This is a genomic window from Leifsonia sp. Root112D2, from assembly GCF_001424905.1.
In the GTDB taxonomy this organism is placed as follows: Bacteria; Actinomycetota; Actinomycetes; order Actinomycetales; family Microbacteriaceae; genus Root112D2.
Genome location: NZ_LMCU01000002.1, coordinates 371,058 through 395,864, shown reverse-complemented (window position 1 = coordinate 395,864; position 24,807 = coordinate 371,058). Strand labels below are relative to the sequence as shown.

General features: G+C 67.7%; 20 protein-coding genes. 10 read left to right on the top strand and 10 right to left on the bottom strand.

Annotated features, from left to right (window positions below; genetic code table 11):
- Positions 1-20 precede the first annotated feature (20 nt).
- The 5 genes from ASC63_RS15690 to ASC63_RS15670 all read left to right on the top strand — a co-directional run bounded on the left by ASC63_RS15690 (position 21) and on the right by ASC63_RS15670 (position 8,549).
- Positions 21-992: an AAA family ATPase gene (locus tag ASC63_RS15690; RefSeq protein WP_055816491.1), complete on the top strand. Its 972-nt coding sequence runs from the start codon at positions 21-23 to the stop codon at positions 990-992.
- Positions 989-2,335 carry a DUF58 domain-containing protein gene (locus ASC63_RS15685; RefSeq protein WP_055816489.1) on the top strand — a complete coding sequence of 449 codons (1,347 nt, stop codon included), beginning with the start codon at positions 989-991 and terminating at the stop codon, positions 2,333-2,335. Before ASC63_RS15690 ends, ASC63_RS15685 begins: the two co-directional genes overlap by 4 nt.
- On the top strand, positions 2,332-4,704 hold the full coding sequence (locus ASC63_RS15680) for a transglutaminase-like domain-containing protein (protein WP_082487923.1): 2,373 nt from the start codon (positions 2,332-2,334) through the stop codon (positions 4,702-4,704). Before ASC63_RS15685 ends, ASC63_RS15680 begins: the two co-directional genes overlap by 4 nt.
- A gap of 65 nt (positions 4,705-4,769) precedes the next feature.
- Positions 4,770-5,318: an FHA domain-containing protein gene (locus ASC63_RS15675; RefSeq protein WP_235492371.1), complete on the top strand. Its 549-nt coding sequence runs from the start codon at positions 4,770-4,772 to the stop codon at positions 5,316-5,318.
- A 150-nt stretch (positions 5,319-5,468) separates the two neighbouring features.
- Positions 5,469-8,549, top strand: coding sequence for an FtsK/SpoIIIE domain-containing protein (locus tag ASC63_RS15670; RefSeq protein WP_055816480.1), 3,081 nt, complete (start codon positions 5,469-5,471; stop codon positions 8,547-8,549).
- Here ASC63_RS15670 and ald read toward each other — a convergent pair.
- Positions 8,530-9,651 carry an alanine dehydrogenase gene (ald, locus tag ASC63_RS15665; RefSeq protein ID WP_055816478.1) on the bottom strand — a complete coding sequence of 374 codons (1,122 nt, stop codon included), beginning with the start codon at positions 9,649-9,651 and terminating at the stop codon, positions 8,530-8,532. The two genes, ASC63_RS15670 and ald, sit on opposite strands and share 20 nt — an antisense overlap.
- A 207-nt stretch (positions 9,652-9,858) precedes the next feature.
- On the opposite strand from ald, the gene ASC63_RS15660 reads away from it, so the two are divergent.
- Positions 9,859-11,058, top strand: a complete 1,200-nt coding sequence (locus ASC63_RS15660) for an ABC transporter substrate-binding protein (protein WP_055816476.1) — start codon at positions 9,859-9,861, stop codon at positions 11,056-11,058.
- Here the strand turns inward: ASC63_RS15660 and ASC63_RS15655 are convergent.
- The 3 genes from ASC63_RS15655 to gabT (ASC63_RS15645) are packed head-to-tail and all read right to left on the bottom strand — an operon-like array spanning position 11,053 to position 14,594.
- Positions 11,053-12,180, bottom strand: coding sequence for an NAD(P)H-dependent flavin oxidoreductase (locus tag ASC63_RS15655; protein ID WP_082487922.1), 1,128 nt, complete (start codon positions 12,178-12,180; stop codon positions 11,053-11,055). The two genes, ASC63_RS15660 and ASC63_RS15655, sit on opposite strands and share 6 nt — an antisense overlap.
- Before the next feature lie 3 nt (positions 12,181-12,183).
- Complete coding sequence (locus ASC63_RS15650) at positions 12,184-13,230, bottom strand: asparaginase (protein WP_200936948.1); 1,047 nt, start codon at positions 13,228-13,230, stop codon at positions 12,184-12,186.
- Positions 13,231-13,244: 14 nt separating this feature from the next.
- Positions 13,245-14,594 carry a 4-aminobutyrate--2-oxoglutarate transaminase gene (gene gabT / locus ASC63_RS15645; protein WP_200936954.1) on the bottom strand — a complete coding sequence of 450 codons (1,350 nt, stop codon included), beginning with the start codon at positions 14,592-14,594 and terminating at the stop codon, positions 13,245-13,247.
- Between the two features lie 132 nt (positions 14,595-14,726).
- Between gabT (ASC63_RS15645) and ASC63_RS15640 the strand changes: the two genes are divergently transcribed.
- Complete coding sequence (locus ASC63_RS15640) at positions 14,727-15,200, top strand: OsmC family protein (RefSeq protein ID WP_055816470.1); 474 nt, start codon at positions 14,727-14,729, stop codon at positions 15,198-15,200.
- A 10-nt stretch (positions 15,201-15,210) separates the two neighbouring features.
- On the opposite strand, the gene ASC63_RS15635 is transcribed toward ASC63_RS15640, so the two are convergent.
- From ASC63_RS15635 to gabT (ASC63_RS15625), 3 genes are all read right to left on the bottom strand, one after another.
- A complete protein-coding gene (locus tag ASC63_RS15635) occupies positions 15,211-15,891 on the bottom strand; it encodes a lysophospholipid acyltransferase family protein (RefSeq protein WP_082487938.1) in 681 nt (226 codons plus the stop codon).
- A gap of 155 nt (positions 15,892-16,046) precedes the next feature.
- Complete coding sequence (locus tag ASC63_RS15630; protein WP_235492370.1) at positions 16,047-16,868, bottom strand: hypothetical protein; 822 nt, start codon at positions 16,866-16,868, stop codon at positions 16,047-16,049.
- A gap of 29 nt (positions 16,869-16,897) precedes the next feature.
- Positions 16,898-18,238: a 4-aminobutyrate--2-oxoglutarate transaminase gene (gene gabT / locus ASC63_RS15625; protein WP_055816463.1), complete on the bottom strand. Its 1,341-nt coding sequence runs from the start codon at positions 18,236-18,238 to the stop codon at positions 16,898-16,900.
- Positions 18,239-18,367: 129 nt separating this feature from the next.
- Here gabT (ASC63_RS15625) and ASC63_RS15620 point away from each other — a divergent pair, with 129 nt between their 5' ends.
- Together ASC63_RS15620 and ASC63_RS15615 are read left to right on the top strand one after the other, a co-directional pair.
- On the top strand, positions 18,368-19,327 hold the full coding sequence (locus tag ASC63_RS15620) for an FKBP-type peptidyl-prolyl cis-trans isomerase (RefSeq protein WP_055816461.1): 960 nt from the start codon (positions 18,368-18,370) through the stop codon (positions 19,325-19,327).
- 22 nt (positions 19,328-19,349) lie between these two features.
- Entirely contained in the window at positions 19,350-20,441 is a 1,092-nt protein-coding gene (locus ASC63_RS15615; RefSeq protein WP_055816459.1) for a 1-deoxy-D-xylulose-5-phosphate reductoisomerase, read from the top strand.
- A gap of 97 nt (positions 20,442-20,538) precedes the next feature.
- On the opposite strand, the gene ASC63_RS15610 is transcribed toward ASC63_RS15615, so the two are convergent.
- From ASC63_RS15610 to ASC63_RS15600, 3 genes are all read right to left on the bottom strand, one after another.
- Entirely contained in the window at positions 20,539-21,450 is a 912-nt protein-coding gene (locus tag ASC63_RS15610; protein WP_235492369.1) for a DsbA family protein, read from the bottom strand.
- 110 nt (positions 21,451-21,560) lie between these two features.
- The gene (locus tag ASC63_RS15605; RefSeq protein ID WP_055816458.1) at positions 21,561-22,028 is read right to left on the bottom strand and encodes a hypothetical protein; all 468 of its coding nucleotides are present in this window, start codon (positions 22,026-22,028) and stop codon (positions 21,561-21,563) included.
- Positions 22,025-23,293: a serine/threonine-protein kinase gene (locus ASC63_RS15600; protein WP_235492367.1), complete on the bottom strand. Its 1,269-nt coding sequence runs from the start codon at positions 23,291-23,293 to the stop codon at positions 22,025-22,027. The genes ASC63_RS15605 and ASC63_RS15600 overlap by 4 nt, the downstream gene beginning before the upstream one ends.
- Before the next feature lie 108 nt (positions 23,294-23,401).
- On the opposite strand from ASC63_RS15600, the gene ASC63_RS15595 reads away from it, so the two are divergent.
- Positions 23,402-24,772, top strand: coding sequence for a M50 family metallopeptidase (locus ASC63_RS15595; protein ID WP_055816456.1), 1,371 nt, complete (start codon positions 23,402-23,404; stop codon positions 24,770-24,772).
- Positions 24,773-24,807: the final 35 nt, after the last annotated feature.

The window sequence follows — 24,807 nt, the reverse complement described above, 5'->3', positions numbered from 1 at the left end:
GAACGTGGAGAGGTACCCGCATGACCATGACCCCCGAGCAGGCCGAGTGGTTCGCCGATGTCTTCGAGCGGATGGTGACGAATGTCGAGCGCGTTGTGCTCGGCAAGACGCACGTCATCCGCCTCTCCTTCACGGCGCTGCTCAGCGAGGGCCACCTGCTTCTCGAGGACTTTCCCGGCACCGGCAAGACCTCGCTGGCGCGCGCCATAGCGCAGAGTGTGCATGGCTCGAGCAACCGCGTACAGTTCACGCCTGACCTGCTTCCCGGCGATATCACCGGTGTCAACATCTACGACCAGCGCAGCGGCAACTTCGAGTTTCACCGCGGACCCATCTTTGCCAACATCGTGCTCGCCGACGAGATCAACCGCGCCAGCCCCAAGACCCAGTCTGCGCTGCTCGAGGTGATGGAGGAGGGTCAGGTCACCGTCGACGGAGTAACCCATCCTGTCGCGGCGCCGTTCATGGTCATCGCCACGCAGAACCCCATCGAGCAGGCGGGAACCTACCGCTTGCCCGAGGCGCAGCTCGACCGCTTCATCATGAAGGCATCCATCGGCTACCCCGACCACGAGGCCATGCTGCGCATTCTCGACGGATCCGACCACAAGGCGCACGAGGTCATTGTTCCCGCTGTCGTGCCCGCAGACACCGTGGTGGAGATGGGCGCGCTCGCCCGCACCGTGCACGTGGATGCCGCCATCAACGACTACGTCTCCCGGCTGGTGGATGCCACGCGTACCGCCGTCGAGGTGCGTCTCGGCGTGAGCGTGCGCGGCGCCCTCGCGCTGCTGCGCACCGCCAAGACGCTCGCGGCCGCCAACGGCAGGCACTACGTGATTCCGGATGATGTCAAGGCGCTCGTCGAACCGGTGCTGGCACACCGCATGGTGCTCGACCCTGAGGCCGAATTCGATGGGGTGACGACCTCGAGCGTCGTCGCGCAGATTCTCATCGAGACCCCACCACCGCTTGATCGGCAAGCCGTGTGACCAACACCGTAACCAGAACGCAGCACGAGCTCACCAACGCACGAACCCGCATCGTCGGAACCCGCGACGGTCGGCTCGCCGACGCGATAGTCAACGCCGTGCGTGTCGTGCGCACGGCGTTCGACGCGCTCGCTCTCGTGTGGCGGAGGGTCAGCTCGGTCGTGACGCCGCTCGGCTGGTCCATCGCGATAGTGATAGTGCTCGCATTCTGGCTGGGATACGCGCTCGGCTGGACGGAGGCCGTCGTGGTCGCCTGGACCGGGCTTGCGCTGGTCTGTGCCGCCCTGTTCTACCTGATCGGCCGCAACGCCTTTCAGGTGCGGCTGGCCATGCCGGGCAATCGCGTTGTCGTCGGTGACAAGGCTCCCGGAGAGCTGATCGTGCACAACCCGAGCAGACGGCGCATCGCCGGTGTGCGCGTTGAGGTTCCCGTCGGTCTCGGCCTGGCCGAATTCGCCATGCCTTCCCTGGCCAAAGACGCAAGCTTTCACGACGTGTTCCTGGTGCCGACCTCGCGTCGCGGTGTGATTCCCATCGGACCGGTGCGCACGGTGCGAGCCGACCCCGTGGGGCTGATTCGCCGCGAGGTGGTCTGGGCCAGCGTTCTCGAGCTGTTCGTGCACCCGAAGACCATTGCGATTCCCAGCATGAGCACCGGCTTCATCAAGGACCTCGAGGGCACGCCCACGCGTGACCTGACGGCCAGCGACGTCGCATTCCATGCGCTGCGCGAATACGTTCCCGGTGACGAGCGTCGCAACATCCATTGGAAGAGCACAGCGAAGACCGGCAGCTACATGGTGCGCCAGTACGAGGAGACCCGTCGCAGCCACCTCATGGTGGCGTTGAGCCTCGCCACGGCCGACTACGCCGGCGACGAGGAGTTCGAGCTGGCGGTGAGCGTCGCGGGATCGTTGGGGGTTCGCGCGATTCGGGACGCGAGAACCGTCTCGGTGGTCGCCAGCGAGAAGACTCCGGAATTCGCCAAGCGTGCCGTCTACGCGATGCGACGACTCAGCACGGTCAACCGGGCACGGTTGCTCGACGACCTCGCCCGGGTGGCGATGGCAGACACGGCGCTGCGGCTCTCCGAGCTCTGCCGCGTGGCGGCGGAAGGTGCCGCCGGCATTTCCATTGCGTTTCTCGTCTGCGGTTCCACCGTGACGCCCACCGAACTGCGGGCCGCCTCCCTGCAGTTTCCGCTCGGCGTCGACGTGATAGCGGTCGTCTGCGACGAAGGCGCCGCGCCGTCGCTGCGCCAGGTGACCGATCTGACCGTGCTCACCGTCGGCTTCCTCGATGATCTGCAGAAGAGCCTCGCCCGACGGGCGGCTGTCGCGTGAAGCGGCCGTCCGCGACGGCCATCGTCGTCAACCTGGTCTTTGCCATCGCGGCGACGGCCATCGCTGCCTCGCCATTCTGGGGCGTCTACCGCAGCGGCGAATTCCTGGTGATGGCGGCTGTCACGGTCGGTGTCGGCTGCGTGCTGGCCGTGCTCGGGGCCATTTTCCGCTGGACGAGTGCTGTCATGGTGCCCGCCGTCATCGCCCTGTACCTGGCGCTCGGAGTGCCGCTGGCGATTCCGCACGAGGCGATCAGCGGCATCCTGCCCTCGGCATCCGGTGAGCTTGGACTGCTGCAGGCCACAGCGCTGAGCTGGAAGCAACTCGTCACGATCTCTTTACCCGTCGGTGCCTACCAGGCGCTGCTGGTGCCGGCGTTCATCCTGATTCTTCTCGCCACCGTCACGGGGCTCACCGTTGCGCTGCGGGCGCGGTACGGCGAGCTCGCGGTGCTGGCCCCCATGTTGCTCTTCGTGGCGGCGATTCTGTTGGGGCCGAGCGTCGACGAGTCGCCGTTGCCGGCGGCGCTCGGACTGCTGGTCGTGCTGCTGTTCTGGCTGAACTGGTTCCGCTGGCGGCGCCGTTCCGCCGCGGTACGGGCCCTGGCCGCTCAGTCAGGCGTGGCGGTTGAGACCTCGAGGGACCGCCGTCACATCGGCTTGCGCACCGTCGCGGGAGCCGCGGTGATCCTGGTGATCGCCGGATCCGTCGGGACCGCCGCGACGATTCTTCTGCCGACGAAAGCCCCCCGCGACGTCGTGCGCACCCGCGTGGTTCAACCGTTTGACCCCCGGGACTACCCGAGCCCACTTGTCGGATTCAGGGGATACCTCGAACCGGCCGATTCGAACAAGCCGATGTTCACCGTGAGCGGTCTTGCCGGTGACCGGCGCATCCAGATCGCCACGCTCGACAGCTACGACGGGGTCGTGTACGCGGTGGGGGCCGAAGGAGCGCACGGCGAATCCGGTTCGTTCACCCGAGTGCCGTACCGGCTCGATCAGGCAGGCGTGGACGGCAGGCACGTCACACTGAACGTGACCGTGAAGGGATATACGGGAGTCTGGTTGCCCGGCGCCGGCCAACTGCAGCAGGTGCATTTCGACGGTTCGAACGCCGCAGCCCTGGAGAATTCGTTCTTCTACAACGACACCACGGGCACGAGCGTTGTCACGCGCACCGTTGGCACCGGCGACAGCTACAGCCTGGATGCCGTCGTGAAACCCGAGCGCACCGCCGCGCAGCTCGACTCGGCCGAGCCGGGCTCAGCAACCCTTCCCAAGCCCGGTGTGGTGCCCGACGAGCTGGTCTCGACGCTGCAGGACTACTCCGCTTCGCAAAACAGCCCGGGGTCGAAGCTCGCGGCCGCGCTGAAGGCGCTGAAGGCCAACGGATACATCAGCCACGGCATCGGAACCGAGCCGGTGAGCCGCTCGGGTCACAGCGCAGACCGCATCACGCAACTGCTGACGGATGTGCCGATGATCGGCGACCAGGAGCAGTACGCCGTCACGGCGGCGCTCATGGCCCGGCAGCTCGGATTCCCGGCCCGGGTGGTCTTCGGTTTCGCCCTGCCGGCTGGTGCATCGACCAGCGGCGCCGTGACGTTCACCGGATCTGATGTCTCGGCCTGGATCGAGGTGCAGACGAAGGCGGATGGCTGGGTCACTGTTGATCCAACGCCTCCGGTGCGACAGATTCCGGCCAAGCAGCCGGATGTGCCGAAGCAGATCTCCAGGCCCCAATCGGTGGTGCAGCCGCCCAGGGACGAGACCATCAAGCAACCACAGGAATCGCCGCAGTCGCACGTCGACAAGCAGGACGACTCGGGGCCGGGTGCCTTCGTTGCCCTGCTATTGGCGGTGCTCACGATAGCCGGCTGGAGCCTGCTCGCACTGGCCATTCTCGCCGCCCCCTTCCTCGCGGTGGTGGCGGCGAAGATGCGGCGGCGCACCCTGCGCAAACGTGCCCCGACCTCCATCGAGCGCATCGCCGGTGGCTGGCAGGAGTTCGCGGATGCCGCCGTCGACTACGGATACGCGCCGCCGCCGGCCGCGACACGCATCGAGCTCGCCGAAACAGTGGGCGGGATGCGACCGCTGGTGCTGGCATCCGCGGCGAATCGGGCCGTATTCAGCCCGAGCGCGCCCACCCCCGACGAGGCGGATGCCGTGTGGAAGGACGTGCGGGAACTGCGCTCTTCTCTCGGCAGTCAGCGCAGCCGATGGCAGCGGCTGAAGGCGGCGGTCTCGTTGCGCTCTCTCGGGGTCTACCGTGGAGAGAAGACGAGGGGCAGGCGCCCGAGCGAGGCAGGCGAGCAAGAGACCGCGGCACGCAACGACCGAATATGGAGAGAGGACGGGCAATGAACTGTCGAGTGTGTGGCAGTTTACTGCCCGAGGGAGCCATGTTCTGCGGCGAATGCGGCAGCGCGGTGAATGCGACGCCGCTGACCCGGCCCGCGATCGCCGACCCGCGGCCATCCGACACCACCATCATCGAGCCACTACCCAGGCCGGCCTCTGCCGGACCCGCCATCGTGAGCCGAGAGATCGTGCTGGAACCGCCGGCGCCCGCTCCTGAGCCCGTCGCGGCCGCTGACGCCAACACCGCCGTCGCGGACGAGCCCAGCGTGGTCGACGAGCAGACCGGACCGACCACCGTGTTCTTCCTCACCTTCAGCACGGGCGAACACGCTCGTGTGATGGGCGGGGGACTGTTGGGGCGCCGACCGATCGCGCAGCCGGGGGAGTCGGTCGCGCAGGTCGTGCAGATCACCGATCCGGGCAGATCCGTGTCGAAGACGCACCTGGAGTTCGGCCTCGAGGGCGGCGAATTGTGGATCTGTGATCGCTATTCGGGCAACGGTACTGTCGTTCATGCCCCCGGTGGTGGTGCGCGTCTGTGCGAGCCCGGCCGCCGATACCGGGTCGGTCGTGGTGCCCGCGTGGAGATCGGAGACCAGCACTTCGACGTCAGCTGAGGCGTCGACGCCTGAGTCGTGCGCGGCCATTCCTCGGCAGCGCCCATTCTTCGACCGTGCCTATTCCTCGACAGCGCGGAATTGAGCGAGTTTCCCACAGCTGGCGGCATTCGCGCCGCGCGGGGGCCGCGTCGGTGATGGTCTTGGGGCATGACGATCGAGCCGCTCACCCTCCCCGAGCATCCACCAGATCCGCATCGAGGTTCGTTCCCACTGGTGGCGAGCGTCGCACCGCTGATCGCGGCGTGCGCGATCTGGGCGATCACCCGCTCACCCTTCGCTCTCGTCTTTGCGGCGCTCAGCCCGATAGTCGCCGTGGCGGGCATGGTCGACGGGCGGTGGCATGCTCGGCGGCAGCGCCGCAAGCATCGCATTCAGGTACGGCGGCAAACCGCACGGCTGCGTGAGCAGATCGTGTTGCGCCACGATGACGAGCGCACCCGGCGGGCCCATCGATACCCACCGGCCGCTGCGCTTCTGCGCGATGCCGAGGGCGATATCACCCGCTGGCGTGGCGGGCGGGCGGATTCCGGGGCGACAACTCTCGCGCTCGGGCTGGGCACGGTGAGAAGTGAGCTGAGCATCGGGGGATCCCCACGCACCGACGACGAGCGGCAGCTCTGTGCGAGCGCGACAAGCCTGGGCGATGCCGTCGTGGTGACGGATGCCGCTGCCGGGCTCGGAATCGTCGGCCCCGTCGCGCAGGCCCGCGCCGTCGCTCGCGGGTACCTGGTGCAACTCGTGCACGCGCTCTCGCCCGAGCTGGCCGGACTGGCCGTCGTGCCACACGAGGGCTGGGAGTGGGCTGCGGGCCTGCCGCACGCGGCGGGAGGCCGGAAGACCGAGATTCGTATCGAGGTCCGCGAGAAATACCGCACCACGGGGGTCGAAGGCAACTCGTCAGGGGCTCGCGCCGCCAGCGTGGAAAGCGCCCGCCGCAGCCAGGCGGGTGACGTGCCCGGGGCATCCGCTGCACCGCTGGTCATCGCTCTCGCTGATTCCATTGAGGCGCTGCCCACGAGCTGTCGCACCGTGGTCAGAATTGTGGGGGCCGGCAATGCCGAACTGATCGGTGCCGAAGCCATCAGCGCCGGGGGCGAGGCTGTGGGGGAAGGCGCGGGTCTCGCGCTCGAGTTGGTCACGGCGGCGGAGGCCGAGCGCTTCGTGCGGGTGCTGCGTCGCCACGCTGCCGCGGCCGGAATCTCAGCGATGCGCGGCGTGCCGCCGTCGGTACGGTTCGCCCAGCTTGCCGTGCCTGCCGGGCTTGCGGGGCCGAAGACAAAGCCCGGTTCTCTCGACTGCGTGATAGGCCTCGACGAGTCGGGGGTGCGCATGCTTGACCTGGTGTCGCAGGGCCCGCACGCCGTTGTCGGTGGCACGACGGGCAGCGGCAAGAGCGAACTGCTCATCACGTGGGTCACCGCCATGGCGGCGGCGCACACGCCCGACGAGGTCACCTTTCTGCTCATCGATTTCAAGGGTGGTGCCGCGTTCGCCCCGCTCACCGCGTTGCCCCACACGGTGGGGGTCATGACCGATCTCGACCACGTGGCAGCTTCGCGGGCGCTGGCGAGCCTGGGGGCCGAGCTGCGCAGCCGGGAACGCACATTGGCCCAGCTGAAGGCCACGGACATTGCCGACCCGGCCTGTCGCGGGCGGCTGGCCCGCCTCGTGATTGTGGTTGACGAGTTCGCCGCCATGCTCGAGGCACTGCCCGAACTGCATGCCGTGCTCAGTGATGTGGCTGCCCGAGGTCGCTCGCTGGGCGTTCATCTCATCCTGTGCACCCAGCGCCCGGCGGGTGCCATGCGCGATGCGCTGCTGGCCAATTGTGGCCTGCGGCTCTCTCTTCGCGTCAACAACCGTGCAGACAGCCAGGCGGTGGTGGGCACGGATGCCGCCGCGGCGCTTCCCGCGACAAACCCCGGCCGGTGCATCATCGGTTCAGACGGCGCCACCGCGCTGGTGCAGATTGCCGTCACTGAGGTCGACGACATCGACGCGATCGCGAGAGCGACGCACGCGGCGGATGCGGCGGCGCGAGAGTCGGGTGCGCAGCACGTCCCGGCGCGCGCACGACGGCCGTGGCTCGACCCCCTCCCCGCAGAGATTCCGCTGGGCACCCTGATAGCTGGTGCCGAAGGCTCGAACGAAAGCCTGGTTCTCGGCGTCGAGGACGTGCCCGAGGAACAGCGGCAAAGCGTGGTTCGGTATTGTCCGAGACTCGAAGGCAGTCTGCTCGTTCTGGGTGCCCAGCACTCGGGCAAGAGCACGATGCTGAGTTCCCTGGCGGCGCAGTCGGGGTTCTCCGGCGCGGTACTGAGCCTGGGAGACACCGCCGAGCGCCGCTGGGATGCCCTGCGGTGGGCATCCGAGCGCTGCTCCGGGCACGACCTGGACGACTTGCGGCAGGGGGAGACGAGGCAGACGCTGCTCCTGGCTGACGACATCGACTCGGTCTATTCGCGGCTGCCCGGTGATTACCAGCAGGAGTTCGTCGAGATGCTCTCCACCGTGCTGCGTGACGGTCCGGCAGCGGGAATACGACTCGTCGTCACCGTGCAACGGCTGGTGGGTGCGCTCGGGTCCCTGGCTGCGTTGTTCGGCGCACAGCTCGTTCTGCGCATGCCGAACCGCCAGGAACACCTGCTCGCCGGCGCGGACGCGACGCTCTACGAGGAGACGCTTCGGCCCGGAGGCGCATGCTGGAAGGGCCACCGGGTGCAACTCGCCCTCCCTGAAACCGAGGAAAACGGCCGGCCCAGGCAGCGCGGTGCGCGTAAGGAGACCGCCCCTCTGCTGGCCTTCGAGCCGGGAAGCGTCCTGTTGCTCGTCACCCGCGCACCGGCGCGCCGCCTGCGCGAGTTGCAGGCCGCGCTCGGGGCCGGTGCCGTCGTCACGGGCCTCGACGCACGCTCCACGGACGTGGCTTCCCTGGACGTGTCCTCCACCTCAGCGGGGTCACCGGCATCGGTCATCGTCGGCGATCCGGATGCCTGGCAGGCACGCTGGTCGCTGCTCGGCACGCTGCGAACGCGTGGCATGCTGGCCTTCGACGGCTGCACTCCTGCGGAGGTGCGTGCCATCGCGCGCACCCGCGCGCTGCCGCCGTTGCTCGGGCCCGAGCGCGATCGGGTGTGGCTGTGCGACGCTGAGGGCCACCTCAGCCGGGCGCGACTGCCGACGGCGAGCCTGACCGCAGTGAGCCCGACTACAGCGAATGCAGAATAGACACGAGAGGCACACCGGCGAGCCCGTGCGCATCCGCCACAGCATTGTTGGTCACGGCGCCCGCGTGCACATTCAGTCCGGCGGCCAATGCCGCGTCGCCAGCGAGGGCCGAACGCCAGCCGCGCGACGCAATGGCGCGAACGTACGGCAGCGTCGCATTCGTCAGCGCATAGGTTGAGGTGTGCGGAACCGCGCCCGGCATGTTCGCCACGCAATAGAACAGCGAGCCGTGCACGGTGAAGGTCGGATTGGCGTGCGTCGTCGCGTGCGAGTCGGCGAAACATCCGCCCTGATCGACCGCGATGTCCACCAGAACGCTGCCGGGGCGCATGCGCGAGACGGTCTCGTTGCTCACGAGTTTGGGCGCGCGGGCCCCGGGCACGAGCACGGCACCAATCACCAGATCGGAGGCGATCACGGCCTTCTGCACCTCGAAGCTGTTCGAGGCGATGGTCTTGATGCGGCCGGCGTAGACGGCGTCGAGCTCCCGCAGCCGGGCGATGTTGGTGTCGAGCACCGTCACCTCCGCTCCGAGCCCCACCGCGACACCGGTGGCATTGCTTCCGGCGACCCCGGCGCCGATCACCGTGACAACGGCCGGATGCGTGCCCGGCACTCCGGGAACCAGCAGGCCGGGGCCGCCGTTCGGCTTGAGCATGGTGTTGGCGCCGACGATGGGGGCAAGGCGACCCGCAACCTCGCTCATGGGGGCGAGCAGGGGGAGCGAGCCGTCTGCGGACTGCACCGTCTCGTAGGCGATGGCGGTCATGCCCGAGGTGATCAGTGCTCGCGTCAGTTGCGGCTCCGCGGCCAGATGCAGGAATGTGAACAGCACAAGGCCCTCACGAAAGTAGCCGTACTCGCTCTCGAGGGGCTCCTTCACCTTGAGCAGCAACTGCGCGGCCGACCACGTCTCGGCAGCGGTGGCGGAGATTCGTGCGCCCGCCGAGGCATATGCTTCGTCGGGAATGGAGGAACCGAGACCGGCGTCATGCTCAACGATGACCTCGTGCCCGTGCGAAACGAGATCGTGCACGCCAGCCGGGGTGATGGCCACCCGAAACTCGTTGTTCTTGATTTCGCGAACGATGGCGATTCTCATGGTGTCCCTCCGTTGGGCGCGCTGCGGTGGCAGAATGCGATGACGCGGGTGAGCCGGGCCTTGTGGGCCGGCTCCATTTCAGCGTATCTCCGTGTGCCGCATTCGTGAGAAGCGATGTGTTGCGTCGAGGTTCCGATCGCGCGAAGTTTAGGATTCACCACGACGGATATCGCCGCAGAGCCCAGAAGGAGCGCGCTCGTGAGACGCATGCAGCCGCCGAGCGACCCGCAGATTCGTACCCTTATTCGTGCCGCGAGGCAGACGCAGTTGAGCAGGCGGTCGGTGCTGACCGCGGCTGGTGCTGCAGCGGCGTCGTTCGCGCTCGCCGCATGCACGCCGATGGGTGTCGTCAAGCCTTCCGCGGCATCCGACAGCTCGAGCACCGAGAAGACGCTGCGCTGGGCGAACTGGCCCGATTACCTCGACGCGGATACTGCGGGTGGCCACCCGAGCCTCGACGCCTTCACGAAGGCCAGCGGCATTTCGGTGAAGTACTCCGAGTCGATTACGGCGAACGGTAGCTACTATGACTCGGTCGAGCGACGACTGGCCCGGGGCAAAGACATCGGTGCCGATCTCATGGTGCTCACCGACTGGATGACCGCACGACTCATCCGGCTGGGATACGTGCAGAAGTTCACCGCCTCGAGGCTGCCGAATGCGAAGAATCTGCGCGCTCCGCTCACCGGGGTCGACTTCGATGAGGGCCGTCAGCGCTCGCTGCCCTGGCAGAGCAACTTCGCCGGCATCTGCTGGAATACCGAGGCGGTGCCGAACGGGATTGCCTCCGTCTCGGAGTTGTGGGACCCGTCGTTCAAGGGGCGCGTCGGCGTCGTCTCCGAGATGCGCGACACGATAGGCCTCATCATGCTCGACAACGGCGTCGACGTCGGCGAGCACTGGGGCACGGATGCGTTCTACGATGCGGTGGACGTGCTGAAGAAGCAGGTGGGTGACGGCCAACTTGCGCCGGCGAGGAACTCGTACACCAACGACCTGCGCGCGGGGAACACGGTTGCGGCAATCTGCTGGAGCGGCGACGTGGCGCTGCTGAACGCCGAGGCGGGCAACAAATGGAGCTTCGCCATGCCGGATGCCGGGGGCACGCTCTTCAGCGACGACTTTCAGGTGCCGATCGGCTCACCGCATCTGGCGAATGCCGAGAAGCTCATCGACTATTACTACCAACCCGATGTCGCGGCCGAGGTTGCCTCGTGGGTGAAGACCGTCAGCCCGGTCGACGGCGCGAAGGAGATCGCGGCCACGGTCGATCCGGCGCTTGCCGCCAACCCCCTCGTGTTTCCCGACGACGCGATGTTTGCCAGGGCGCATCAGTTCCGCACTCTCACCGACGCCGAGCAGCAGGAGTACCAGGCGGCCTTCGCAAGCGCCCTCCTTGGCTCATAGCCTCGGTTGCTCGACCACCGGGAGGAGTGCGTCCACATCGCGCACGACGGCCGCTACGACATCCGCGGCGCTGTGGTACCGAACCAGCGGCGCGCCCTGCCCGGCCCACAGCGACATCAACTCGGGGTCTTCGCGCTGCACGGCCGTGGCCTTGATGCGCGAAGCCAGCCAGCCCTGCACCGGGAACGGTGCCAGGCCCTCGCCGCTCGGGCCCAGCTCGCGGCTCATCCTGTTCGGGATGCCGCGCGCGGCTCGGCCGCTGAACGCGCGAGTCACGACGGTCGTCTCCGCGTCCGCGCTCCACAGCTTCGCGCGGTGCGCGGAGTTGGCGGCAGACTCGTCACAGGCCAGGAACGCGGTGCCCATCAGTGCGGCCTGCGCACCCAGCACCAACGCCGCGGCCGCCCCACGACCGTCGGCGATGCCTCCCGCCGCAATCACCGGAACATCGACGGCATCGACGACGCGAGGCACGAGCGCCATGGTGCCGATCAGCGACTCTTCGGGCGGACGCAGGAACGAGACGCGGTGCCCCGCCGCCTCCATGCCCGTCGCCACGATGGCGTCGACGCCGCCGGCCGCCAGTGCCCTGGCCTCATCCGGCGTTGTAGCGGTGCCTATCGTCACGATGCCGGCCCGGCGGCAACGTTCCAGAACATCCTGTGGCGGCACCCCGTACACGAAGCTCAGGGCAGCGGGCCGCGCCTCGATCACCGGGTCAAGCTGCTCATCAAAGCTGGGCAGAAACGTCGCGGGCTGCTCGGGCAGCGCCAGCCCCGACTCCTCGAAGTACGGCGCGAGAGCCCGCGTGTAATCGGCAAACTGCTGCGCGCTCGGCAGATCCCACTCATGGCCGTCGAACGGCAGCCACAGGTTGAGCGCGAACGGTCGCTCGGTGAGCGTGCGCAGCTCGGTGACGACACTGCGGATGCGATCGGCACCGAGCCCATACAGGCCGTACGAGCCCAGCCCGCCCGCGTTGCTCACGGCCGCGACGAGCGCGGTCGACGAGGCGCCCCCGAACGCACCGAGCACTAGCGGCAGCTCGATGCCCACGAGCCGGGTGAACGCGGTGGACCTCCAGCCGCGCTCAGAGAGATTGGCCACGGAGTCCTCCGTCATCGTTCACGCCTCCCGGTTGTCGGTGGTGCGCGCTCGGGCGCTGGGCCGAGCGTAACTGGGCCGAATGCCGCCGACAACGCTCGCACCGCCGAGCACGTCGAGACCCAACTCGGGAATCACGGACGCGACGGCCGTGCGTTGCAGCGCCCCGGCATCCGATAGCAACGCGAGGGCTACGATCGTGGCGGCCCGAAGAGCTCCGTCGAGCATCTTCAGCGCCACCGTTGTGCCGTCCGGCGCGCTGGCGACCATCACACCCTCGGCACCCCACTTGGCGAAGACCCCGAGCTTCTCGATCACCACGGTGTTCACCCGGCCAGGGCCGTCGATGGCCCAGGCGTTCTCGAGCACACTTCGGCGCAGCACTGCGGCGTTGCGGTACAGGGCGAACGGTGACGATTCCGAGGCCGTCGCAATGCGCTGGATGCCGCGGGCGAGGGAGGTGAGCGTCATCGCGTGAACGGGGGCGCCGCATCCGTCGGGCACGGTGGCCAGCACCTTCTCGCCGGTGAGCCGCTCGACAACATCGCGAATCTGCTGCTGAAGCGGATGCTGCGCCTCAAGATATCCTTCGACCGGCCAGCCGTTCTGCGCGCACGCCAGCAGCATCGCCGCGTGCTTGCCCGAGCACGTCATGTAGATCGGGCGGGCGGGTTCACCGGACCGCAGCAGCGCCGTGCGGGCCTCGCCGTCGAGCGGCAGATCGGCGGGGCAGGCGAGGGAGCTCTCGTCGAGATTGGCGCGGGCGAGCAGACTGCGCACGAGCGAGACGTGCGCGGCGGTTCCCGCGTGACTCGCGGTGGCGAGCGCCGCGGATGCCCCGTCGAGCGCGACTCCGGCCGTCATGACGGCTATCGCCTGGAACGGTTTCATGCTCGAGCGGGGCAGCATGGGTGCGGCGGGGGAGCCGTGTGAGGCCACGACCGCGCCATCGGGCCCCAGCACTATCGCCGACCCCGCATGCCGTGACTCGATGAAGCCGCCGCGCTCCACGACGGCGAGTTCAGCGGCCTCGTCCGTGCCGAAGGTGCCGCGCGGAGCGGCGCTCACCCCGCCGGCCACGCTCACAGCGCGGCGAAGGCGTCGTCGATCACTGAGATCGCGTCGGCCAGTAGCTCATCGGTGAGGGCGAGGCTTGGCAGAAAACGCAGCACGTTGCCGTAGGTACCTGCGGTCAGCAGCAGCACGCCGTGCTGCGCGGCGTAGGCGGCGACGGATGCGACGACGGCCGCGTTCGGCTCCTTGCTCGTCGCCCCCGTGCCCGGCTGCACGAGCTCGATCGCGAGCATGGCGCCGATGCCGCGCACATCGCCAATCACGTCGTACTTCTGCTGCAGGCCGAGCAGTGCGGGCTTCAGCGTGTGCTCGATGCGCGCGGCTTCGGCCAGCAACCCGTTCTTCTCGATCTGTTCGAAGACGGCCACGGCCGCGGCGGCCGAGACGGGGTTACCGCCGAAGGTGCCGCCGAGCCCGCCCGGCTGGGCGCTGTCCATGATCTCGGAGCGCCCCGTGACGGCGGCCAGCGGCAGCCCACCGGCGATGCCCTTGGCCGCGAGCACCATATCGGGAACGAGCCCGAAGTGTTCGCTCGCAAACCACGCGCCGGTGCGGGCCATGCCGCACTGGATCTCGTCGGCGATGAAAACCACGCCGTTCGCCGTGCACCATTCCTGCAGCGCAGGCAGGTAGCCCTCCGCCGGCACCATGAAGCCGCCCTCGCCCTGAATCGGCTCGACAACGAGGCAGGCCAGGTCGGGTGCTCCGACGACCTTCTCGAGATACGCGACGGTGCGCCGCGCGGCATCCGCACCGCTGAGGCCGTCGTGATACGGGTACGAGCTGGGGGCGTGGTAGACATCGCCGGCGAATGGCCCGAAGCCGCTGGCATACGGTGCGGCCTTGAAGTTCATGGCCATGGTGAGGTTGGTGCGGCCGTGATAGGCGTGCTCGAGCACGGCGACCCCGCGGCGACCGGTGTGCTTGCGGGCGATCTTCACGCCGTTCTCCACCGCCTCGGCGCCGGAATTGACGAGCACGGTCTTCTTGGCGTGGGTGCCCGGCGTGTGCTCGGCGAGCAGCTCGGCGACCCGCACATAGGACTCATACGGGGTGATCGTGAAGAGCGTGTGGGTGAAATCGTCCAGCTGGGCCACCGCGGCATCCACCACGGCCCGGTCGGTGTGGCCGATGGTCGTCACGCCGATGCCCGCGCCGAGGTCGATGAACTGGTTGCCGTCGACATCCACCACAATCGCGCCGTGTGCGCGCTTGATGTACACGGGAACCGTGGAGGCGACGCCGACGGGCACGACGGCGAGACGACGCTCGTGCAGCGCAACGGATGCCGGCCCCGGCACCGCAGTCACGACGCGTCGCTGCTGCGGCACGGCATCTGACGCGGCATTCGACTGCATGGTCGAAGAGGCGGATGCGAGCGCGGCGGCAAGGGTGTCAGTCATGGTGAGTCCAGTTTATCGCCGGTGTCGCGCGCATCCGCTGTTGTAAAAGACACGGCTGTCAAAAGTCACCGCTGCGAGAATGAGCAGATGGACAACGTGCACAACTACGAAGTCACCACCGAGTGGACCGGCAACCGCGGTACCGGCACGAGTGGCTATCGCGACTACGGTCGCGAGCACGTGATCAGTGCGGCGGGCAAGGCGGCCATCGACGGCTCGGCCGATCGCACCTTTCACGGCAACGCCGAACGGTGGAATCCTGAGGAGCTCCTGCTCTCCGCGCTCAGCCAGTGCCACATGCTCAGCTATCTGCACGTGGCGACAAGCCACGGCGTCGTGGTGGTCTCCTACACGGATGCCGCGTCCGGCGTGATGCAGTCCGCCTCCGACGGCAGCGGTCACTTCACCCGTGCCACGCTGCGCCCGCGGGTCACCGTGGCGGAGCCCGGCATGCGGGAACTGGCCGCGTCGCTGCACCAGGAGGCCGCCTCGAAATGCTTCATCGCGGCATCCGTCAATTTTCCCGTCGAGCACGAGCCGGAGACGCTCGTTCTGGCCTGACCCGCAGGCGCTACCGGCGCTCGGGGCGCAGGGCGCGCCTGACCCGCTCGACCGTGTTGGCCGGCGGCGCCTCGTTGTAGGTTCCGGCAAGCTCCTGGCCGCTCAGCTCGTGGATGGCCGCCATGATCTCGTCCGTCGCCGCCCGTCGTGCCTTGCCGGAGGTGGCCGCACCGTGGCGACTCAGGTCGATCGGCGTGCCGAACTTCACCGTCACGGGCGTCACCCGGGGGATCGTCACGCCCACCGGCTGCAGCTTGTCCGTGCCGATCAGTCCGACGGGAACGACGACGGCCCCGGTGGTCAGTGCCAGCCAGGCCACCCCGGTGCGCCCCTTGTACAGCCGCCCATCGAGTGAGCGTGTGCCCTCGGGATAGACCGCGAACGCCGCGCCGCTGTCGAGAATGACCTTGCTTTGATCCAGCGCATCCTGTGCCGCCTGCCCCGCGCCGCGCCTCACGCCGACCGCCCCGATCGAGGTGAAGAAAGAACGAGAGACCCAGCCCTTGAGGCCTTTGCCGTCGAAATACGTGCTCTTCGCCAGAAACTGCACGCGCCTCGGTGCGACCATCGGGATGACGATGCTGTCGATGAACGAGAGGTGGTTGCTGGCCAGAATGACGGCGCCGGTCTTTGGCACGTTCTTGCGGCCGATCACCGTGGGCCGATACACGAGCCGGCTGAGCGGAGCCATGACCGCGCGCCCGAAAAGATAGAGGAATCCCGGGCGCCTCGCTGCGTCGTCTTCGGACGGAACCGTCTCGTTCACGCATACGAGACTAACCGCGCCTATATTCCGGATGCGGTATGCGGCATTCCTGCGCGTGGTACGAGCCTCGCGGCACGCCTTCAGCCGAAGGCGGGCACGCTCGGGGCCGGGCAGTCCTGGCCGCCCACGAAGTTCAGGCAGCCCGGGAACCAGTCGGGGAACCGCACGGCCAGGGGGTCACCGAACCACTGCCGCCAGATGCTCGAGAAATTGAGGTTGCCGTATGTCGAGCAGGACGTTGCCGGCCCATGCGGGTGAGCTATCGTGTCGGCGTTCGGCTGGTACGGCGTGTAGTTGTACAGGTCGGCCGTGGCCTGGTTGCGAATGTTCACGACCGAGCTGCCGCACTCCAGCTTCGGGTGGTACTGCACCTTCGTCTTGCCGATGCGGTACCGCCAGGCATTCGGATGCTGGGTGTACTCACGCAGCTGCCATCCGGCCATGTACACCTGGTTCACGAAGCCGAGGTACTTCGCGTTGCAATCCGCAGAATCGGGGCACGCGTATCCGGTGGCCTTCTGGTAGCCGGCGAGCGACGGCCGGGTCACGAGCGACTGCTCCTTCTGCAGCAGCACGAGCAGCACGGCCGGGTTGATGCGGCAGGACTGCGCCACCTTCCAGATGATGCGGCTTGCGCGCTCGTCGGCTGCTCCCGTGTATCCGTCGCACTGGCCGGGGCCGCTTCGCGTGCGGTCGCCGGTCGTCTGGCGAAAGTCGGCCAGGCAGGGTGCCGAATCGCGTGAAACACACAGCTGCTGCTCGAGAAAGTCCTGCACCTCGGTGGCAGACATCGCCTGGTAATTGAAGAAGCTGTCGTCGCTGACGATGAAGGCCGGGTTGAAGGGTGCCGTCGCGTGTGCGCTCGTCGTCGCGAGGCCGACGAGTAGCCCGATCGTCACCACCAGCGCAGCCAGGAACGCGCTGAAGAGCCTCAGCCGACGGATGCCAGCGCCTCCTCGAGCACGCTCGCCGCGTCATCGATGAGCTCGTCGCTGATCACAACGGGCGGCATCAGGCGCAGCACGCTGTCCCAGCTTCCGGAATCCAGGGGGATGACGCCATGACTCGTGGCGTAGCGGATGACCGCCGTCAGCGCCTCGGGGTTCTGCTCTCTCGTGCCGGGGTGCACCAGCTCGATGCCGAACATGGCGCCGATGCCGCGCACCTCACCCACGATGGGAAAGCGCTCGGTCCAATTGCCGATGCGGGCACGCAGGGTGGCCTCCACGCGCTGCGCCTCGGCGTTGAGGTTCTCGCGCTCGATGATGTCCAGCACCGCGAGCGCTGCGGCCGTCGAGACCGGGTTGCCGCCGAAGGTGCCGCCGATGCCGCCGGGTTGAACGGCATCCATGATCTCGGCGCGGCCGGTGACGGCGGCGAGGGGGAAGCCACCGGCGATGCCCTTGGCCGTGGTGACGAGGTCGGGCACGATGCCAACGTGCTCCATCGCGTACCAGGCGCCCGTGCGCGCCATGCCCGTCTGGATCTCGTCGGCCACGAACACGATGCCGTTCTCGGTGCAGAACTCGCGCAGCGCTTCGAAATAGCCGGGTGCGGGAATGACGACGCCGCCGTCGCCCTGCACCGGCTCGACGAACAGCGCGGCCAGCTCCGTTGCGCCGATGTGCGTGGTGATGTAGTCGATGGTGCGCGCCGCCGCTTCGGCCCCGCTCAGGCCGTCACGGTACGGGTAGCTCGTCGGCACGCTGTAGATCTCGCCAGGAAACGGCCCCATACCCGCACGCTCGGGCCAGGGGCGGTAGGTCATGGTCATGGTGAGGTTGGTGCGGCCGTGGAACGCGTGGTCGAGCGCGGCTATCGCGCGGCGCCCGGTGTATTTGCGGGCGATCTTCACCGCGTTCTCCACCGCCTCGGCCCCGGAGTTGACCAGAATCGAGTGCTTCTCGAAGTCGCCGGGCGTCAGCTCGGCCAGCTTCTCGGCCACGCGCACGTAGTTCTCGTAGGGGGTGACGGTGAACAGCGTGTGCGTGAGACGTGAGGCTTGCTCGGCGGCGGCTGCGGCGACATCCGGATGCGCGTGACCGATGGTGTTCACGCCGATACCGCTGCCGAGGTCGATGAGCTGGTTGCCGTCGACGTCCACCAGAATCGCGCCGTCGCCACGCTCCATGTAGATATTGGCGAGCGTGCCCGCGCCGCGTGAGACGCTGGCCACGCGGCGCTGCTGCAGGGCGATCGAGCGGGGGCCGGGGAGTTCCGTCTTCAGCTGGCGCTGCTGCGGAATCTGGAAAGCACGTGTCATGACTACCATCGTAGGTTGTATGAATCTTCCCCTCCGGCTCCGGCGGGTCACGGTCGGCGATTGAGCTCACGGTCAGCTTCAACAAAACTTTCTCGTGCAGACTGGTGTTCCACCCCCACAGTCTTGAAAGTGAACTCCGTGCGCAAATCCCTCCCCGTCATCGCGGCACTCGCCGCCGTTCTGCTGCTCGCCGGCTGCACCGCGGCGTCAACCGTCGACCAGGACAAGAAGAATGGATGCGCCGGCACGGTCTCCGGATCCCAATCGGATTCGGTGAAGGTCACGGGCAAGTTCCAGGCCAAGCCGACGGTGAAGATCACTTCGCCTCTGAAAGCCACCAAGGTCGAGCGCACCGTGACCATCACGGGCAAGGGCAAAGAGTCTGTCGAGGGCAGCACCGTCGATATCGGGCTCGCCGCGTACAACGGCACGACGGGCAAGGTCATCACGAACAACGGATTCGACGGCGAGACCACGCAGCCGGTCTCGGTTGACGAGACCCAGATCATTCCGGGCATCGTGCGGGCCATCGAGTGCCTGCCGGTCGGCTCGCGCTCGGTGACAACCCTTCCCGTCAAGACCGCGTTCGGCAGTGCCGACCCGACCCAGCTGGGTCTGAAGACCACGGATTCGATCGTGTTCGTTGCCGATGTCGTCAAGATTCTGCCCAGCCGCGCAAAGGGCACGCAGCAGCCGCCGGTCGCCGGAATGCCGACCGTGAAGCTCGCGAAAGACGGGAAGCCGACCGTCACCATGCCGAAGACCGCGCCGCCGGCGAAGACCACCATTGCCGTGCTGCAGAAGGGCTCCGGCGAGGTGGTCAAGGCCAACGACACGGTGAGCATGCAGTACCAGGGTTCGATCTGGAGCACGGGCAAGGTCTTCGACCAGAGTTGGGGCAAGTCCGCCATCTCCCAGGCGACCTCGGGCTTCATTCCCGGCTTCTCGAAGGCACTCGTCGGCCAGACCGTCGGTTCGCAGGTGCTCGTATCCATTGCGCCGGCAGATGGCTACGGCACGAAGGGCAACTCGGGCGCCGGCATCAAGGGCACCGACACCATCGTCTTCGTCATAGACATTCTGCAGACCGCACGGTAGGGGTACCGAGTCGGGTTCTACGATGGGTGTCGTGCGCACCGTCATCGTTCTCGGCTCAACCGGCTCCATCGGCGTGCAGGCGCTCGATGTCATCCGGGCCAATCCCGACCGCTTCCGCATCGTCGGGCTTGCGGCCGGCACACAGGCGGACGCTCTGGGCGCGCAGGCGGCAGAGTTCGGCGTGACGCAGACCGCTCTGGGGGCGGATGACGCGACCCGGCTCGTGCGCGACGTCGAGGCCGATGTCGTGCTCAACGGCATCACGGGTTCCGTGGGTCTCGGGCCAACGCTGGCCGCCCTCGAGACCGGCCGCACGCTCGCGCTCGCGAACAAGGAGTCACTCATCGTCGGCGGCGAACTCGTGCGCTCGGCGGCGAAGCCGGGGCAGATCGTGCCCGTGGACTCGGAGCACTCGGCCATTGCGCAGGCACTACGGTCGGGGGCGGCAGGCGAGGTGCGCCGGCTCGTGCTGACGGCATCCGGCGGCCCGTTTCGGGGTCGCACACGAGCGTCGCTGAAGGATGTGACGCCGCGCGAGGCTCTCGCGCATCCGACCTGGGACATGGGGCTGGTCGTCACCACGAACTCGTCGACCCTCGTCAACAAGGGGCTCGAGATCATCGAGGCACACCTGCTCTTCGACGTGCCGTACGAGCGCATCGAGGTCGCGGTGCATCCGCAGTCGATCGTGCACTCGATGGTGGAGTTCACCGACGGCTCGACCATCGCGCAGGCCTCACCGCCCGATATGCGCCTGCCGATCTCGCTCGGGCTCGACTGGCCGAACCGCGTGCCGGGCGTTGGCACGCCGCTGGACTGGACGACCGCGCAGACGTGGACTTTCGAGCCCCTCGACACGGATGCGTTCCCCGCGGTCGCCCTCGCCAAGAGCGTCGGTGAACGCGGCAGCACCTGGCCTGCCGTCTTCAATGCGGCCAACGAGCAGGCCGTGCTCGCCTTCCACGCCGGAGCCATCGGCTACCTCGACATCGTGGAGACCATCGAGCGCGTGCTCGACGCTCACGTGCCGCCCGGCGAGCTCACCCTCGAGTCGCTCGCCGAGACCGAACTCTGGGCGCGCGCCGAGGCCGACCGCCTCATCGCCTCCCGCTGACGCGGCAGATCATCCCAGGCCACCCCGGTTTCGCAGCGCGCCCCCGCCGAGGAGGACGTGCGCTACGAAAACGGGGTGATCTGCTGGAAGGTGCGGCCTAGCCGGCCGGGGTGGCGGTCGGCGTCGGCGTCGAGGTGGAACCGCCGCTGCCGGCGGCCATCGTCTGCTGCACGAAGCTCGCGAAGACCGAGGCATCCGAGACACTGCCGGTGTACATCGTGCCGTTCACCAGAACGGTGGGGGTGCCGAAGTAGCCGTTCGCCGGGTTGACGAGGTTCTTGTCGCTTGTCGCTGCCTTCGTTCGAGCGGTGATCCACGACGAGAACGGCTCGTCGTTGACGCACTTCGTGATGGCATCGCTGCTGGCACCGGCGCCCTTCAGAATTGAGAGCAGCTTGTCGTTCTTCATGCCGTTGCCGTTCTCGGCAGGCTGGTTCTTGAACAGCGCAGAGTTGACGGCGAAGAAGGCGCTGGGCTTGGAATTGGCCACACATGAGGCGGCGTTCGCGGCCCGGGTCGAATAGCGGTTACCGTTCGACGACGCATCCAAGATCGCGACGGGGTGAATCTCCAGGGTCGCCAGGCCGCCGTCGATCCACTGCCCGAGTTGCGTGGCGTTTGTCGTCTCGAACTGGTTGCAGATCGGGCACTGGTAATCGAGGTACACGATGATGTGCGCCTTGTCAGGGGTCGCCGACTCGTCCGTCGGCACCGGGGTCGCGTTGGCCGGCTGTGCGGGCGAGGTGACGGCCTTCGTCGTAGAGGTGAGCACGATGCCGCCGCTGGCCATGTTCTTGGGGCCGGGGCCCGCGGGCTTGATGCTGCTGACGATCACCAGCGCGATGATCGCGAGCACGGCGATGACGGCCACCGATACCGAGCCCTGCACTATCCACTTGCGTCGCTTGGCACGCTTGGCAGCCTCTTCCCGCATGATGCGCGCCGTCTCGCGCGCGGCCTCCCGGCGATCCTTCTTGGGAACACGGTCTGAGCCTGAGCCGGATGCCATTGCACTCCTTGGTCGGGGTCGGCCGTGACTCACGGCGCGCGGGGACAGTACCCATTATGGCGAGTGGTTCCCTATGAAGTTGCCGTGTATCTACGGCGCCGCCACTCGGCTCACTTGTTGTTGCCGTTGTTCTTGCCCGGGCCGGTGCCGGGATCCTTGCCTTTACCCTTCGAGGGCGCGCCCTTGTCGTCTTTCGTATCGGGGCCGTCGTTGCTGGAGGGAGCGGTCGTCTGCGTGATGGTCGGCGCCGGCTTCGGCGGCAACGCCGCGGTGAGATCGGCGCGCACGAGATCGATCGAGGCTTGTATGCGGGCCTGGCGGTCGGCGCTCACCGCGCCGGATGCCGTTGCCCGGGTCAGCTGCGTCTGCAGCGCAGCCAGGGCGAGGAGCGCGGCCGCGGGGTCTCCGGCCGCCGCCGACTTCGTCACCGTCATGACGGATGCTTCGAGCGACTTCGCCACGGACGTTCCGATCTCCGCCTTCGTGGCTGTGCATCCGCTGAGCGTGGAGGCGAGGAGCACGACCGCGACGATGCCCAGCCGGGCTCGCCGCGCCTCCGCGCGAGTATTCCGGCTCATGGCTGCACACTCTTTTGGAGTTGCTTGAGATGCGTTCCCAGGGTGCCGGAAACGGAAGGGTACGGGCTCGGTGTCGGGGTCGGATGCTTGTCCGCAGCGCCCCAGGCGAGGACCCCGCCCGCCGCGGCGATCACTATGACGACCGCGCAGGCGACGCCGATGATGCGTCGAGAAGCCGGGAGAGTGCGCGGCGGGCGCTCACCCGGTGGCCGCTTGCTCGGTGCCGCGGGATACCGCAGCGTCGCCGCGGTCGGATTGTGCTCTGCAGTACTCGGTGTTGTCGGGGGCGGTGTTGTCGGAGACCGTGTCGTCGCGGGCGGCGCAGTCATCGCGACCGTTGGTGAGGCGCCACCGATCGGCACGGTGGGTACGGTAGCGACGCCTGCGGGCACCGTCGCATCGTTCGCGACGACGACGCTGGCAGCATTGGCGATGCGGCGGGTGGCGACGGCGGCATCGGCGGCAGACATCCGCTGGTCTGGATCGAGTGCGGTCATGGCCGTGAGCAGCGAACCCCAGTCGTGGCCCAGCGCCCCGGGCACATGCGGTTCACGGCTGAGCCTCGCGCTGGCCGACTCGACGGCGGTGCCGGGAAAGGGGTTTTCGCCGGTCAACGCCTCGAGCAGCACGATTCCGAGCGAATAGACGTCGGTGGCGGGGCCGACCTCGCCGCCTCGGGCCTGTTCGGGGCTGAGATAGCTGGCCGTGCCCATGACGACGCCCGTCGAGGTCAGGCGCGACGAGTCGATGAGGCGTGCGATGCCGAAGTCGGCGAGCTTCGCCAATACCGGGCGCCCCGGCAGGCCCCCGGTCGCCAGCAGGATGTTGGCCGGCTTGACGTCACGGTGCACCACGCCCCGACCGTGCACATAGTGCAGCGCCTCGGCGACGTCAGCACCGATATGTGCAATCTGCGTCGCATCCAGGCCGTAGGCGATCGCGTCCCGCAGATTCCTGCCGTCGACGACCTCCATCACCAGAAAGGCACGTTCGCCCGCATCCGTCGCCTCCGTGCCGGCGTCGAAGAGAGTGACAAGAGCGTGGTGGTTGAGCGAGGCGAGGGTTTCGATCTCGACTCGTTGCCTGCCGAGCTCGGCGGCGTCGGTCGAGTCGGCCAACAAGAGTTTCAGGGCCACCTGACGGTGCAGCATTCCATCGTCGGCGCGATAGACGGATGCCATGCCGCCGCGCCCGATCAGCCCAACGATGCGATATCGGTCACCGATCAGGCGACCGATGAACGGATCATCTGCAACGACGCTCACCTGCCACCTCCCCTTGCCCGCGCGGTCTCCATGGTAACCGCGGTCGCGAGACGTGCCCACAGCGCACAACCAGCCCATCCACAGCGACCCAGCACTACTCTTGGCCACGTGGAATCCGTACTCCTGTTCATTCTCGGCGTCGTCATCGTGGTCATCGGCCTCGCTCTGTCGATCGGCCTGCACGAGATGGGGCACCTGGTTCCCGCCAAGCTCTTCGGTGTCAAGGTGACGCAGTACATGATCGGCTTCGGCAAGACGCTGTGGTCGCGCAAACGGGGCGAGACCGAGTACGGCGTGAAGGCCATCCCGCTCGGCGGCTACATCGCCATGATCGGCATGTTCCCGCCCGAGAAGGGTGCCGAGCACGGTCGCGACGCCAGTACCGGCTTTCTGCAGACCATCGTGCAGGATCAGAACACGGATGCCGCCGGCTACCTCGAGACCCTCGCCGAAGGCCTGCCCTCCGAGGTCGCCGTCACCGAAGACGACGAGCGTCGCTCCTTCTACCGTCTGGCCGTGTACAAGCGCATCATCATCATGCTCGGCGGCCCGTTCATGAACCTCGTGATAGCTCTCGTGCTCTATGCCGTGCTCCTCAGCGGCATCGGCGCGCAGCAGTACAGCACCACCGTTTCGAGCGTGTCGCAGTGCGTGCTGGCGGCGACGAGCACGCGCCAGACGTGCGAGGCATCCGACCCACAGAGCCCCGCAGCGGCGGCCGGGCTGAAGACGGGCGACAAGCTCATCAGCTACAACGGGGTGGCCGTCACCAGCTGGAACCAGGTGACGAAGCTCATTCAGCAGTCGCCGAACCAGACGGTGCCGGTCGTTGTCGAGCGCGATGGCGCGCGCACCGACCTCACGGTGATGCCCCAGGTCTCCAAGCGCTACGTGACGGATGCCAACGGCGCGGTCGTGAAAGACGCATCGGGCAACGACAAGACCCAGGACGTGGGCTTCATCGGCATCGGGCCGGGCACCGAACTCGTGCAGCAGCCGCTTTCGAGTGCATTCACCGCGGTGGGCAGCAACATCGGCTCGGTGGTGCACATCATCGTGAATCTGCCGGCGCGCATGGTGGATGTGTGGAATGCCGCATTCGGCTCCGAGGCGCGTGACGCGAACGGGCCGGTGGGGCTCGTCGGCGTAGGGCGACTCGCTGGCGAGATCGCCAGTACCGACACTATTCCGGTGGTCGCGAAGGTGCAGACCATGATCGGGCTCGTTGCCTCGCTGAACGTTGCACTGTTCGTGTTCAACCTGGTGCCGCTGTTGCCGCTCGACGGCGGGCACGTCGCCGGGGCGCTGTGGGAAGGCATCCGTCGCTTTTTCGCGAAGCTGTTCAAACGGCGCGACCCCGGCCCCGTCGACATGGGCAAGCTCATGCCGCTCACCTTCGCCGTGATCATCGTGCTGGGCGCCATGAGCGTGCTGCTGGCCTATGCCGACATCGTGAAGCCGATCAACCTCTTCGGCTGACGCCTCCGACGCAACATCCAGAGACGCAACCTAGA

What these genes read in the sequence shown, in the direction of transcription:
- ASC63_RS15610 (WP_235492369.1), bottom strand. Translation starts at nt 21,450, where the DNA reads ATGGCATCCGGCTCAGGCTCAGACCGTGTTCCCAAGAAGGATCGCCGG.
- ASC63_RS15635 (WP_082487938.1), bottom strand. Translation starts at nt 15,891, where the DNA reads ATGGCTCCGCTCAGCCGGCTCGTGTATCGGCCCACGGTGATCGGCCGC.
- ald (WP_055816478.1), bottom strand. Translation starts at nt 9,651, where the DNA reads ATGAGAATCGCCATCGTTCGCGAAATCAAGAACAACGAGTTTCGGGTG.
- gabT (WP_055816463.1), bottom strand. Translation starts at nt 18,238, where the DNA reads ATGGTAGTCATGACACGTGCTTTCCAGATTCCGCAGCAGCGCCAGCTG.
- ASC63_RS15670 (WP_055816480.1), top strand. Translation starts at nt 5,469, where the DNA reads ATGACGATCGAGCCGCTCACCCTCCCCGAGCATCCACCAGATCCGCAT.
- gabT (WP_200936954.1), bottom strand. Translation starts at nt 14,594, where the DNA reads ATGCAGTCGAATGCCGCGTCAGATGCCGTGCCGCAGCAGCGACGCGTC.
- ASC63_RS15615 (WP_055816459.1), top strand. Translation starts at nt 19,350, where the DNA reads ATGGGTGTCGTGCGCACCGTCATCGTTCTCGGCTCAACCGGCTCCATC.
- ASC63_RS15660 (WP_055816476.1), top strand. Translation starts at nt 9,859, where the DNA reads ATGCAGCCGCCGAGCGACCCGCAGATTCGTACCCTTATTCGTGCCGCG.
- ASC63_RS15640 (WP_055816470.1), top strand. Translation starts at nt 14,727, where the DNA reads ATGGACAACGTGCACAACTACGAAGTCACCACCGAGTGGACCGGCAAC.
- ASC63_RS15690 (WP_055816491.1), top strand. Translation starts at nt 21, where the DNA reads ATGACCATGACCCCCGAGCAGGCCGAGTGGTTCGCCGATGTCTTCGAG.
- ASC63_RS15605 (WP_055816458.1), bottom strand. Translation starts at nt 22,028, where the DNA reads ATGAGCCGGAATACTCGCGCGGAGGCGCGGCGAGCCCGGCTGGGCATC.
- ASC63_RS15655 (WP_082487922.1), bottom strand. Translation starts at nt 12,180, where the DNA reads ATGACGGAGGACTCCGTGGCCAATCTCTCTGAGCGCGGCTGGAGGTCC.